Genomic DNA, 11946 nt, shown 5'->3' on the forward strand with positions numbered 1-11946 from the left:
GGCAAAGGCCCGGTCGCTGCCTTTGCAGCGCCGGGCCTTTTTCATGAAGTGCCTGGGGCGCTTTTCCTTTTTTCAATAAGCGCCGACCGCCGCGTTCCGGATGGCGATCGTGGCCTGCTCACGGGCCGAAGCCTGCAGCGGCACGGCAGGGCGCGGCTTGACCGAGCCTGGATTGGCCGAAACATCCTGCGCCGTCAGATCGTCGGTGACCTCGCGCAGCCTGGCGGACTGGGCCAGCGAGGTCTGCACCACCTCGCCCATGATCTGCGTGACCTGGCGCGAGGAGTTCACGATCTCGGCCATGGTGGTGCCGGCCTCGCGCACCTGGTTCACCCCCTGGGTGACCTGGGTGACCGAGGTCTGGATCAGCTGCTTGATCTCCTTGGCGGCTTCGGCGCTGTGCTGGGCCAGCTGGCGCACCTCATTGGCCACCACGGCAAAGCCGCGCCCCTGGTCGCCGGCGCGGGCCGCTTCCACGGCGGCGTTGAGCGCCAGCAGATTGGTCTGGAAGGCGATGGAGTCCATCATGCCGATGATGTCGCTGATCTTGCGCGAGCTGGCGCTGATGGATTCCATGGTGGTCACCACATCCTGCACGGTGCGGCCGCCGGCCTCGGCCACGCTGCAGGCGTCCTGGGCTAGCTCGTTGGCCTGGCGCGCATGGTTGGCGCTTTCGGTCAGACCTTCCACCGTGGCACGCAGGGTTTGGGCTGCGGTCACGCGGCGCGTGATGTTGGTAGCGAACTTGACAACCTTGAAGGGGCGGCCTTCGGCGTCGAGTATGGGGTTGTAGCTGGCTTCGATCCAGACCTGGCGACCGGCCTTGCCTATGCGCAGGTACTGGCCGGCATCATGATGGCCCAGGGCCAGCTTGTGCCAGAAATGCTGATAGGCCGGGGACTGGCGCTCGTGCGGCTGGACGAACATGCTGTGGTGCCTGCCCACGACTTCGGCGAGGGAGTAGCCCATGGTCTGCAGGAACAGATCGTTGGCCGTGAGGATGTTGCCGTTCAGATCGAACTCGATGATGGCCTGTACCTTGGCAATGGCCTGGAGCTGGCCGCGGGCATCGTCTTCGTGCTGCTGCTGCTCGGTGATGTCGGTGGCGTACTTGATGACTTTGCGCGGCTGGCCCTGGCTGTCGAAGATCGGGTTGTAGCTGGCCTGCAGCCACACGTCCTCGCCCTGGCTGTTGATGCGGCGGTAGCGTCCGCTGTCGTGCAGACCCGCTGCCAGGCGCTGCCAGAACTGGGCGTACTCGGCAGACCTGCGGGTTTCCTCATCGACGAACATGCGGTGATGCTGGCCGATGATCTGTTCGGGGCTATAGCCCATGGTGCGCAGAAAGTTGTCATTGGCCGTCAGCACATGACCTTGCAGATCGAATTCGATCACGGCCTGCACCTGATCCAGCGCGGCCAGCTTGCCCTGCATGTCGGCGCGCTGATGACTTTGGCTCAGGCGTTGCCAGAGCGTGCTTTGCAGAGGTCCCTTCATAACTTGCTCCTTTGGCCGGTCGCGCAGGGTAGGGGGTAAAGTTGCTTAATGTTTTATTTGTTTCAATATGTGAATCGTAGGACAAGGCAGGAAACTGTCTGTAGTCACTTGACGTGTCATCGGCCGAGGCCGGGCTGCGCAAGCAGCCCAGCCGATGCATGATGTGTGGATGCCAACCTGGATAGATACTCATTGCCATCTGGATGCGCCCGAGTTCGCACCTGACAGAGATGCCGTGCGCGCCGCTGCGCAGGCCGCAGGCGTCACGCATCTGGTCATTCCTGCCGTACAGCGCAGCCATTGGCAGGATGTGATTGCGCTTGCCCATCGCCATGGCGACAGCTATGCGCTGGGCATTCATCCGCTCTACACGCCCGGCGCGCAGGAGTCCGATATCGCGGCGCTGCGCGAGCTGCTGCATCAGCAGCGCGGCGACCCGCAACTGGTGGCGGTGGGCGAAATCGGTCTCGACTTTTTTGTCCCCGGACTGGACGAGCAGTGCCAGATCTGGTTCTACGAGCAGCAGATCCGGCTGGCACGCGAGTTCGAGTTGCCCGTGATCCTGCATGTGCGCAAGAGCAGCGATCGTCTGCTCAAGACCTTGCGTCAGCACAGGGTTGTGGGTGGCATTGCCCATGCGTTCAACGGCAGCGCCCAGCAGGCGCAGGCCTTCATTGATATGGGCTTCAAGCTGGGCTTTGGCGGTGCCATCACCTATGAGCGCGCGCTCAAGCTTCGTGAGCTGGCGGCCAGCCTGCCGCTGGAGGCGCTGGTTCTGGAAACCGATGCTCCCGATATTCCGCCGCACTGGCTCTACACCACGGCCGAACAGCGTGCGGCCGGTCAGCCCCAGGGGCGCAACAGCTCCGCCGAGCTGCCGCGCATTGCGGCGGAGATCGCGCGGCTGCGCGGTATGGGCATTGAGCAGCTGGCGCAGGCCTGCACGGCCAATGCACGTAAGGCGCTCAAAGGGCTGCCGGCACTGCCGTAGATGGGGCAGTAGCTATCCTTTGCAGGCAAAGAGGCTCATGCTCATCTTTTTGAATGTCAGCCCAAGATCCAGGATGATGATGGCTGGGCGACAATAGGGCATGACCGAGGATTCTTCTGCCACCGTGACAGAGACAGGCCCGCGCTGGCAGGGGCTGGCCGCGGTGGCCGATGGCCGCACGCGGGCCCTGGTGCTGGGCAGCTTTCCGGGCCTGAAGTCGCTGCAGCTGGCGCAGTACTACGCCCATCCGCAAAACCAGTTCTGGCCGCTGCTGCAGGCCTTGTGGCCCCAGCACCTGCAGCCGCCACGTAGTGATTACGCGGGCCGCTGCGAATGGCTGCTGGCACGCGGGCTGGGTCTGTGGGATGTGTATGCGAGCTGCGAGCGCGAAGGCAGTCTGGATAGCTCCATTCGCGCAGCCCAGGTCAACAACTTTGCCGGACTGCGTCAGCGCTGCCCTGATCTGCAACTGGCGTTGCACAACGGCGGCGAGAGCTACAAGCATGCCCGTCAGACAGAGGCGCTGGGGCTGATCGCCCTCAAGCTGCCATCCACCAGCCCGGCCAATGCCGGCTGGTCGTTCGATAGAAAACTGCAGGCCTGGCGCCATGCGCTGGCGGCCCATGGCCTGCTTTGAAGATTGGTGTGAAACGTGATCCGTAAAACCCGTGGCGGTGCCAAATCCGCGCAAGACAAGAATGTGGCCAGCGTGCAGGAGCTGCCAGAAGTCAGCGTCTCCGACGACGGCGATATCCGCTATCTGCATCTGGGCACGCCCTGGGTCCAGGGCTCCATGCGTATTCGCGATCCTTTTGATATCGACCTGGAGTATGTGCAGCGCATGATGGGTTGGCTGCTGTTTGCCGAGCCTGCTGAAGTGCCCCGGATGCACGCCATGCAACTGGGTCTGGGAGCGGCCGCCATCACCAAGTTCTGCCACAAGAAGCTGCGCATGAAGACCACGGCGGTCGAGCTGAACCCTCAGGTCCTGGCCGTGTGCCGCAGCTGGTTCAAGCTGCCGCCTGACAGCAGCACGCTGCAGGTGGTGCTGGCCGATGCAGCCCAGGAAATCAAAAAGCCCGAATGGCAGGGCACGGTCGATGCACTGGCAGTCGATCTGTATGACCATGAGGCTGCGGCTCCCGTGCTCGACAGCGCCGAGTTCTATGCCGATTGCCGCAATCTGCTGACCGAGGACGGCATCATGACCGTCAACCTCTTTGGCCGCTCCTCCAGCTTTGACAAAAGCCTGGATCAGATGGCCCAGGCTTTTGGCGAGGACGCGCTCTGGGCCTTCCGCCCCACACGCGAAGGCAATACCGTGGTGCTGGCACAGCGCACACCGCGTGTGCTGCAGGGCGCCGAGCTGGATCTGGCCTGCGATCAGGTGCAGGCCCGTTGGGATCTGAACACCACCCGCTGGGCCAAGGTGTTTGTGCCTGCACGCGATGCAGAGGCAGGCAGCAAGACGGCCAAAGCCAAAGTCAGCCGCATCGGCCGGGGCGCTACCGTGTAATTGCAAAGCCTGAGTAAAGTGCTTGTGTCGGCCTTGATGGTGGCGGTTTTCTGCCGATGATGTGGACATGACGATCAGTGCCATTTCCTCCAGTTCTGCCGGTTCAGCCACTTCGGGGGGCGGCATTGCATCGCGTATCCAGCAGCTGCAAAGGCAGATCAAGGATGCCACCAACGAACTCAAGGAAGTTGCCAACAGCGACGCTGATGCCAAAACCAAGGAGCAGCAGGCGCAACTGCTGCAGACCAAGATCCAGATGTTGCAGGCCCAGATAGAGGCATTGCAGAACCAGCAGGCACAGCAAGCCCAGCAGGCTGCCCAGCGCGGGATCGAGGCAGTCCAGCAAAAGCAGGATGAGCAGATGCAGAGCAGAAGTCGTGGCAATCCGGGCCAGGGCGGCCTGGGCGGACTGCTGGACGAATATGCCTGAGCTGCATCAGAGATGAATGCCATCGTTCGCCTGCTTTGTATCGTCCTAGTCAGAAGCGCGGGCCGATGGCGGTACAGTCAAGGCAGTTTTGTTGCCACTGCCGCCCATGTCATTGACTGAATCCCTTCTGCCACAGTCCATCAAGCCTGCTCAATACCAGGGACCGCTGGACTGGCGCAAGCTGGTGCAATGGTTGCAGGAAGACGCTGTGATCACGGCGCAGGAGGCCGAGCGCACGATTGCGCGCTGCTCGGCCGCAGAGAGCGCGCAACTGCCGCTGGTGCGGCTTGCCAATGTAGGTGTTGTCGGCGCCCAGACGCGTCAGCCGCTGGATCTGGAGACCCTGACCCAGTATCTGGCACAGCGCAGCGGTCTGGCCTATCTGCGCATCGATCCGCTGCGTGTGGATGTGGGCCGCGTGGGTGAGGTCATGAGCGCCAGCTATGCCGAGCGCCACAAGGTACTGCCCGTGCAGGTGACCGCCAAGGAGGTGGTGATTGCCACGGCCGAGCCCTTCATCAGCGACTGGGTGAGCGAGGTGGAGCGGCAGGCACGCCGCAGCGTGCGCTGCGTGGTGGCCAATCCGCAGGATATCAAGCGCTATACGGCAGAGTTCTTCGCCCTGGCCAAGTCCGTGCGTGCGGCAGAGAAAGCCGGTGGAGCGACCGGCGGCGCCAGTTTTGAACAGCTGGTGGAGCTGGGCAAAAGCAACAAGCAGCTCGATGCCAACGACCAGGGCGTGGTGCGCGTGGTGGACTGGCTGTGGCAGTATGCCTTCGACCAGCGGGCCAGCGACATTCATCTGGAGCCCAGGCGCGAGCAGGGCGTGATCCGCTTTCGCATCGACGGCGTGCTGCATCCGGTCTACCAGATGCCCATGGGCGTGCTGAATGCCATGGTGGCGCGCGTCAAGTTGCTGGGGCGCATGGATGTGGTGGAAAAGCGGCGGCCGCTGGATGGCCGTATCAAGACGCGCAACCCGCGCGGCGAGGAAGTGGAAATGCGCTTGTCCACCTTGCCCACGGCTTTTGGCGAGAAGATGGTGATGCGCATCTTCGACCCGGAGAACACGGTCAAGAACCTGGATGCGCTGGGCTTCAGTGCCCATGACGCGCAGCGCTGGGAAGATCTGGTCAAGCGCCCGCACGGCATCATCCTGGTCACCGGCCCCACGGGATCGGGCAAGACCACCACGCTGTACTCCACGCTCAAGCGTGTGGCGACCGAGGAGGTCAATGTCAGCACGGTGGAAGACCCCATCGAAATGATCGAGCCCAGCTTCAATCAGACCCAGGTTCAACCCCAGCTCGACTTCGGCTTCACCGAAGGCCTGCGTGCGCTGATGCGTCAGGACCCGGACATCATCATGGTGGGCGAGATTCGCGATCTGGCCACTGCCGAGATGGCGGTGCAGGCTGCACTGACCGGCCACCTGGTCTTCTCCACGCTGCATACCAATGATGCGCCCAGCGCCGTCAGCCGCCTGATGGAGCTGGGCGTGCCCTCCTATCTGATCAACGCCACCTTGCTGGGCGTGCTGGCCCAGCGACTGGTACGCACGCTGTGCTCCAGCTGCAAGGTGCGCGATGAAGACGCAAAGCCCGAGGATCTGGCCGAATCGGTCAAGCCCTGGAAACTGACCGGTAGTTACCAGCCCTACAAGCCCGTGGGTTGTGAGGACTGCCGCATGACAGGCTACCGCGGCCGCATGGGTCTGTACGAGTTGCTGATGGTGACCGAGGCCCTCAAGAAGCAGATTCACGATGCCCCGTCCATGGACGTTCTGCGCCGTCAGGCCGTGCAGGACGGCATGCGCCCTCTGCGCCTGGCCGGGGCTTTGCGCGTTGCCGAGGGCGTGACCACCTTGCCCGAGGTGCTGGCCTGCACGCCGCTGATGAGCGAAATCTGAAAGTCCGGGTGCTAGTGCTTGCTTCTTGGCTGGTGTAGCAAGTGCAGGCCGGCATTGGCCTGGGTTGAATGCGGTAAATGTATACAAAGCGTCGGCATTAGGGTATGCCCTCTGTAGGTGGAATCCACATCAATTTGGCATTTCTATGAAACGAGAATCGCCAAGTCGTGATTTCCGTAAGGAGACGTTTTGTGAAAATCAAGAGCCAAAAAGACTTTTTCTCCGGTCTGATGTTCTTGGCCGTCGGTCTCGCATTTGCGATCGGCGCGTCCAACTACACCATTGGCACCGGCGCCCGTATGGGTCCAGGTTACTTCCCTCTGATCCTGGGTGTGCTCATGGCCATCCTGGGTGCAGCCATCTGCGTCGGCGGCCTGACCAAGGGCCCCGAAGGTGGTGACAAGATCGGTAAGTGGGCCTGGAGGCAGGTGTTCTTCATCCTGGCAGCCAACTTTGCCTTCGGCATCTTGTTGGTGGGCGTGCCTGCTGTGGGTATCCCTCAGTTCGGTCTGATCATCGCTATCTATGCGCTGGTCTTCATCGCCAGCCTGGGCGGTCATAGTTTCAACTTCAAGGAAACAGCAATCCTGGCCACCGTGCTGGCAGTGGGTAGCTATTTCGCTTTCGTGTGGGCGCTGAATCTGCAGTTCCCCGTGTGGCCTAGCTTCATTGCAGGCTAATCAGGAGCATCGTCCATGGATCTGATTCAGAACTTGTCGACGGGTTTTGGCGTGGCTTTCACGTTCCAGAACCTGATCTACTGCTTTGTGGGCTGTTTGCTCGGTACGCTGATCGGCGTGCTGCCCGGCATTGGCCCCGTGGCGACCATCGCCATGCTGCTGCCCGCCACTTACGCTCTGCCTCCCGTGGCGGCGCTGATCATGCTGGCCGGTATCTACTACGGCGCCCAGTACGGTGGCTCCACCACTGCCATTTTGGTGAACCTGCCAGGTGAATCCTCGTCGGTGGTGACCGTGATCGACGGCTACCAGATGGCGCGAAAAGGTCGAGCAGGCCCTGCGCTGGCAGCGGCCGGTATCGGCTCCTTCTTCGCAGGCTGCGTGGGCACCGTCATCCTGGCTGCCTTCGCTCCACCCCTGACCGAAGTGGCTTTCAAGTTCGGCCCCGCCGAATACTTCTCGCTGATGACCCTGGGTCTGATCGGTGCCGTGGTGCTGGCTTCCGGTTCGCTGCTCAAGGCGATCGCCATGATCGTGCTGGGTCTGCTGCTGGGCATGGTCGGTACCGACGTGAACTCCGGTGTGGCTCGTTACAGCTTCGATATTCCTGAACTGACCGACGGCATCGACTTCGTCGTGATCGCCATGGGTGTGTTCGGCTACGGCGAAATCATTGCCAACCTGTCCAAGCCCGACGACGAGCGCGAAGTGTTCGCTGCCAAGGTGACGGGTCTGCTGCCCACAAGCGAAGACTTCAAGCGCATGCTGCCAGCCATGCTGCGCGGTACGGCTCTGGGTTCGGCCCTGGGTATCTTGCCCGGTGGCGGTGCCATGCTGTCGGCCTTCGCTGCCTACACCATCGAAAAGAAGACCAAGCTGAAGCCCGGCGAAGTTCCTTTCGGTCAAGGCAATATCCGTGGTGTGTGCGCTCCTGAATCCGCCAACAACGCCGGCTCTCAGACATCGTTCATTCCTCTGCTGACCCTGGGTATTCCTCCCAACGCCGTGATGGCGCTGATGGTGGGTGCCATGACTATCCACAACATCCAGCCCGGTCCTCAGGTGATGACCAGCAACCCCGAACTGTTCTGGGGTCTGATCGCCTCCATGTGGATTGGCAACCTGATGCTGATCATCTTGAACCTGCCGCTGATCGGCGTCTGGATCAAGCTGCTGACCGTGCCTTATCGCTGGCTGTTCCCGTCCATCGTGCTGTTCTGCGCGATCGGCGTGTACGGTACCAACAACAACGTCTGGGACGTGTGGATGGTCGGTATCTTCGGCTTCATCGGCTATGTGTTCCACAAGCTGGGTACCGAACCTGCTCCTTTGCTGCTGGGCTTCATCCTGGGCCCGATGATGGAAGAAAACCTGCGTCGAGCCCTGCTGCTGTCGCGTGGTGACTGGTCCGTGTTCGTGACGCGTCCCATCTCCGCCTGCCTGCTGGCTGCCGCCGTGGTGCTGCTGGTGATCGTGCTGATGCCTGCAGTGAAGAACAAGCGTGAAGAAGCTTTCGTGGAAGACTGATCGTCAACCTGATCGCTGATCATCGTTAAAGCGGCCCTTCTGGGGCCGCTTTTTTTATATGAGGACCTTTGTTTCGGGGACTATGGATTAGGGCGGCAAAATAGCTGCAGTTATTCGAAAGATTGCATGGCCTTGTCTTTATTGCCCGCGCAGCACCCTCAGCGGGTCTTGCTGCACAACGAAATTCATGCCCGTCCTGCGGAAATCATGCAGGCCCCTCTGGCCATCACGCATATCGTGATGCTCACCGATGCGGCACAGCGTGAAGCCAGCCGCGAGCATGTGGCGGCCCTGCTGCGCAACCACCATCGTCCTCTGCCCGATGCGGCAACCACCCATGTGCTGATCGACCTGGGCGCGTTTCGCCTGCGTTGGGAACAGCACACCGAGTTCGTGGCCTGGACCTTCACCACGCCCATGGCGCAAGCCGGCGTGGCCGATGTGCGCGAGCCCGAGACAGCCATCGACGCCGTGCCGCGCGACTGGCTGGCAACCCTGCCAGGGCAGTGCCTGAGCAGCCTGCACCTGTGGGCGCTCAACGAGCAGGATGTGGACCCGCAGTATCTGATGCGTCATATGTTGCAGGCCGATACTCTGGTCGGCTCGCGCGTCTCCGGCGGTGCGGGGGCCATCTTTACCGACTTTGCGATTCACCCCGATGGTTTCTCGCGAATGTTGCTGCTTGCGGGCGCCGATCTGTCTCCGCGCCGCTTGGGCCGTCTGGTGCAGCGTGTGCTGGAGATTGAAACCTATCGCATGGCGGCGTTGCTGGGTTTGCCAGCCGCACGCAAGGCAGCAGCCGTGCTGGCCACGGCCGAGCGTGAACTGGCCGAGCTGGCCAATGCCATCCGTGCGGCAGACCGCGACACCGAACCGGCGCTGCTGGACCGACTGACCCGCTTGGCCGGGCAGGTGGAGAGCGAATATGCGGCCACGCATTCGCGCTTCTCGGCCAGTTCCGCCTATTTCGAGCTGGTGGACAGGCGTATTCAGGAAATTCAGGAGACGCGGGTGGATGGCATTCAGACCATCCGTGAATTCATGGACCGGCGACTTACACCTGCGCGTGCCACCTGCGAATGGGCGACACGCCGCCAGAATGCGCTGTCCGAGCGAGTCTCCCGTGTCAGCAGTCTGTTGCGCACGCGTGTCGAGATCGAGCAGCAGCAAAGCAGCCAGCAGCTGCTGGGCACGATGAACGACCGCCAGGGCACCCAACTCAAGTTGCAGTCCACGGTGGAAGGCCTGTCGGTCGCGGCCATCACCTACTACATCACCGGCCTGATCAGCTATCTGGCCAAGGGCGGACAGAAGCTGGGCTGGCCCTGGTCGCCCGAGTCGACGGCGGCCGTGGCCATTCCGGTTGTGGCACTGGGCGTCTGGTGGTCGCTGCGCAGGCTGCACCACAAGCTGTTTCATGGTCGCAGTCATTGAGCATGACATTGGATGCCAGCGCTTTCTGATAAAGCTCTAGCAGTTATTGATTTTGATAGCGTCGGGCAGTTTGTCCGGCTTGGAAACTGTGTGAAAGGACACTGACATGGACTTTGGTATCGCCGGGCGCTGGGCTCTGGTCTGCGGCGCCAGCAAGGGGCTGGGTTTTGGCTGCGCCAAGGCTCTGGCCGAAGAGGGAGTGAATCTGGTCATCAACGCCAGAAACGCCGAGGCATTGCAGCTGGCCGTGCAGAAGCTGCAAGCCATTGCTCCTCAGATCAAGGTCATCGGTGTCGCTGCAGACATCACCACGCCAGAAGGCCGCACGGCAGTGTTCGAAGCCGCCGGCGGCCCGGGCAAGGACTACGACATCGTCGTGACCAACGCCGGTGGCCCGCCTCCTGGCGACTTCCGTACCTGGGATCGTGAGGCCTGGATCAAGGCGGTGGACGCCAATATGCTGACCCCTATCGAGCTGATCAAGGCTACGGTGGACGGCATGGCCGAGCGCGGCTTCGGTCGCATCGTCAACATCACCTCGAGCGCGGTGAAGGCGCCCATCGACATCCTGGGCCTGTCCAACGGCGCGCGCAGCGGTCTGACGGGCTTTGTGGCTGGTCTGGCGCGTTCGGGCATTGCCGCCAAGGGTGTGACCATCAACAGCATACTGCCCGGCAAGTTCGACACCGACCGTCTGGTGGCAACCCATCAGGCGGCGGCCAACAAGACCGGTCAGGACCTGGATGCCGTGCGCCAGGCCCAGGCTGCCCAGATCCCCGCCAAGCGCTTTGGCACGGCCGAAGAGTTCGGCGCCATCTGTGCCTTCCTGTGCAGCCGCCAGGCCGGCTATATGACGGGCCAGAACATCCTGCCCGACGGCGGTCTGTATCCCGGCACTTACTGATCCGTGACCGAGTGCTGAAACGACAAAAGCCCCGCAATGCGGGGCTTTTGTCTGGGTGGGCAGCCGTTTATTTGCGGGATGACACGACGATGCCGGTCACGATCAGCGCAAACGCAAGCGCGTGGTAGAGGTGCGGGGTTTCGCCGAGCACGGGAATCGACAGCAGGGCCGTGAACAGCGGAATCAGATTGCCGAAAAAGCCCGCAATGGCGGGCGTGGCGCGCTGCACGCCCATGCCCCAGAAGCGGTAGGCCAGAATGGCCGGGCCCACGGCGATGAACAGCAGGCTGCCCAGCAGCGGCCAGCCCGGCACCAGGCGGAACTCGCCCAGCAAGGCTTCGCCGCCCGTGAAAAGGCCGGACCAGAGCAGGCCGAAAACGATCTGTGCGAGCAGAAAGCTGGCCCAGTGCGATTTCACTTCCTGGGGGCCGGTGCTGCGCGACAGCAGCCAGGTGTAGAAGGCCCAGGCAATCGTCGCCAGCACCATGAACAGGTCGCCGGGCACAAAGCGCAGAGCAAGCAGCGTCTGCCAGTCGCCGCGCGACATTACCACCGCCACGCCCAGCACGGACAGCAGGGCGCCGCCCATCTGCCGGCGGCTGACACGAATACCCCAGCACAGCCGACCTATGGCCAGCATCCACACAGGCATGCTGGAGCTCACCAGCGTCACATTCAGCGGGGTCGAGGTCTTGAGTGCCAAGTACAGCAATGCGTTGTAGCAGCCTATGCCCAGCAGCCCCAGCAGCATGTACTGCCGCCACAGCGGCCAGATCGGACTGTCTTTGCGCAGCACCCGCCATGCCAGCGGCAGCAGCAGCACAAAGGCGATGCACCAGCGCAGGAAGTTGAGTGCAAAGGGCGAGATCAGATCGTGAGCGAGGCGGCCCACGATGGCATTGCCGGCCCACAGTGCCGGAGCCAGACTGAGCATGGCGACCGTGGTGGGTTTCAGGGGGGAATTCATGGGTTGTCACTGTAACGCGCGGCAACTGGCCTCCGGATCTTCAGCGCGGTGTGGCAGCGGCTGTTGCCGGCAAACTGGCGACCATCAATAG

At 62.3% G+C, this 11946-nt stretch carries 11 protein-coding genes; 9 read left to right on the plus strand and 2 right to left on the minus strand.

Annotated features, from left to right (window positions below):
• Positions 1 to 72: 72 nt before the first annotated feature.
• A complete protein-coding gene (locus MPZ60_RS04530; protein WP_034356453.1) occupies positions 73 to 1497 on the minus strand; it encodes a methyl-accepting chemotaxis protein in 1425 nt (474 codons plus the stop codon).
• Between the two features lie 169 nt (positions 1498 to 1666).
• Here MPZ60_RS04530 and MPZ60_RS04535 point away from each other — a divergent pair, with 169 nt between their 5' ends.
• The 9 genes from MPZ60_RS04535 to MPZ60_RS04575 all read left to right on the plus strand — a co-directional run bounded on the left by MPZ60_RS04535 (position 1667) and on the right by MPZ60_RS04575 (position 10888).
• Positions 1667 to 2488: a TatD family hydrolase gene (locus tag MPZ60_RS04535; RefSeq protein ID WP_034356580.1), complete on the plus strand. Its 822-nt coding sequence runs from the start codon at positions 1667 to 1669 to the stop codon at positions 2486 to 2488.
• Between the two features lie 100 nt (positions 2489 to 2588).
• Positions 2589 to 3125 (plus strand): DNA-deoxyinosine glycosylase, encoded by a 537-nt coding sequence (locus MPZ60_RS04540; protein ID WP_052057625.1) that lies wholly within the window; start codon positions 2589 to 2591, stop codon positions 3123 to 3125.
• A gap of 15 nt (positions 3126 to 3140) precedes the next feature.
• Positions 3141 to 4004, plus strand: coding sequence for a hypothetical protein (locus MPZ60_RS04545; protein ID WP_012837166.1), 864 nt, complete (start codon positions 3141 to 3143; stop codon positions 4002 to 4004).
• 67 nt (positions 4005 to 4071) lie between these two features.
• The gene (locus MPZ60_RS04550) at positions 4072 to 4434 is read left to right on the plus strand and encodes a FlxA-like family protein (protein ID WP_034356457.1); all 363 of its coding nucleotides are present in this window, start codon (positions 4072 to 4074) and stop codon (positions 4432 to 4434) included.
• A 106-nt stretch (positions 4435 to 4540) separates the two neighbouring features.
• Positions 4541 to 6343 (plus strand): GspE/PulE family protein, encoded by a 1803-nt coding sequence (locus MPZ60_RS04555; protein WP_034356460.1) that lies wholly within the window; start codon positions 4541 to 4543, stop codon positions 6341 to 6343.
• Positions 6344 to 6534: 191 nt separating this feature from the next.
• Positions 6535 to 7023 carry a tripartite tricarboxylate transporter TctB family protein gene (locus MPZ60_RS04560; RefSeq protein WP_003066123.1) on the plus strand — a complete coding sequence of 163 codons (489 nt, stop codon included), beginning with the start codon at positions 6535 to 6537 and terminating at the stop codon, positions 7021 to 7023.
• 15 nt (positions 7024 to 7038) lie between these two features.
• The gene (locus MPZ60_RS04565) at positions 7039 to 8550 is read left to right on the plus strand and encodes a tripartite tricarboxylate transporter permease (RefSeq protein ID WP_003066124.1); all 1512 of its coding nucleotides are present in this window, start codon (positions 7039 to 7041) and stop codon (positions 8548 to 8550) included.
• A 126-nt stretch (positions 8551 to 8676) separates the two neighbouring features.
• The gene (locus MPZ60_RS04570) at positions 8677 to 9984 is read left to right on the plus strand and encodes a DUF3422 family protein (protein WP_034356463.1); all 1308 of its coding nucleotides are present in this window, start codon (positions 8677 to 8679) and stop codon (positions 9982 to 9984) included.
• A 106-nt stretch (positions 9985 to 10090) separates the two neighbouring features.
• The gene (locus tag MPZ60_RS04575; protein ID WP_034356466.1) at positions 10091 to 10888 is read left to right on the plus strand and encodes an SDR family oxidoreductase; all 798 of its coding nucleotides are present in this window, start codon (positions 10091 to 10093) and stop codon (positions 10886 to 10888) included.
• Between the two features lie 67 nt (positions 10889 to 10955).
• Here the strand turns inward: MPZ60_RS04575 and MPZ60_RS04580 are convergent, their stop codons facing one another.
• A complete protein-coding gene (locus tag MPZ60_RS04580) occupies positions 10956 to 11855 on the minus strand; it encodes a DMT family transporter (protein ID WP_034356469.1) in 900 nt (299 codons plus the stop codon).
• Positions 11856 to 11946 lie beyond the last annotated feature (91 nt).

It is taken from the genome of Comamonas sp. 7D-2, assembly GCF_022749555.1.
Lineage (GTDB): Bacteria > Pseudomonadota > Gammaproteobacteria > Burkholderiales > Burkholderiaceae_C > Comamonas > Comamonas thiooxydans.

Bases quoted from the DNA above. Each gene is read 5' to 3' on its own strand.
- MPZ60_RS04580 (WP_034356469.1), bottom strand. From the start codon at position 11,855: ATGAATTCCCCCCTGAAACCCACCACGGTCGCCATGCTCAGTCTGGCT.
- MPZ60_RS04575 (WP_034356466.1), top strand. From the start codon at position 10,091: ATGGACTTTGGTATCGCCGGGCGCTGGGCTCTGGTCTGCGGCGCCAGC.
- MPZ60_RS04555 (WP_034356460.1), top strand. From the start codon at position 4,541: ATGTCATTGACTGAATCCCTTCTGCCACAGTCCATCAAGCCTGCTCAA.
- MPZ60_RS04570 (WP_034356463.1), top strand. From the start codon at position 8,677: ATGGCCTTGTCTTTATTGCCCGCGCAGCACCCTCAGCGGGTCTTGCTG.
- MPZ60_RS04565 (WP_003066124.1), top strand. From the start codon at position 7,039: ATGGATCTGATTCAGAACTTGTCGACGGGTTTTGGCGTGGCTTTCACG.
- MPZ60_RS04550 (WP_034356457.1), top strand. From the start codon at position 4,072: ATGACGATCAGTGCCATTTCCTCCAGTTCTGCCGGTTCAGCCACTTCG.
- MPZ60_RS04535 (WP_034356580.1), top strand. From the start codon at position 1,667: ATGCCAACCTGGATAGATACTCATTGCCATCTGGATGCGCCCGAGTTC.
- MPZ60_RS04540 (WP_052057625.1), top strand. From the start codon at position 2,589: ATGACCGAGGATTCTTCTGCCACCGTGACAGAGACAGGCCCGCGCTGG.
- MPZ60_RS04530 (WP_034356453.1), bottom strand. From the start codon at position 1,497: ATGAAGGGACCTCTGCAAAGCACGCTCTGGCAACGCCTGAGCCAAAGT.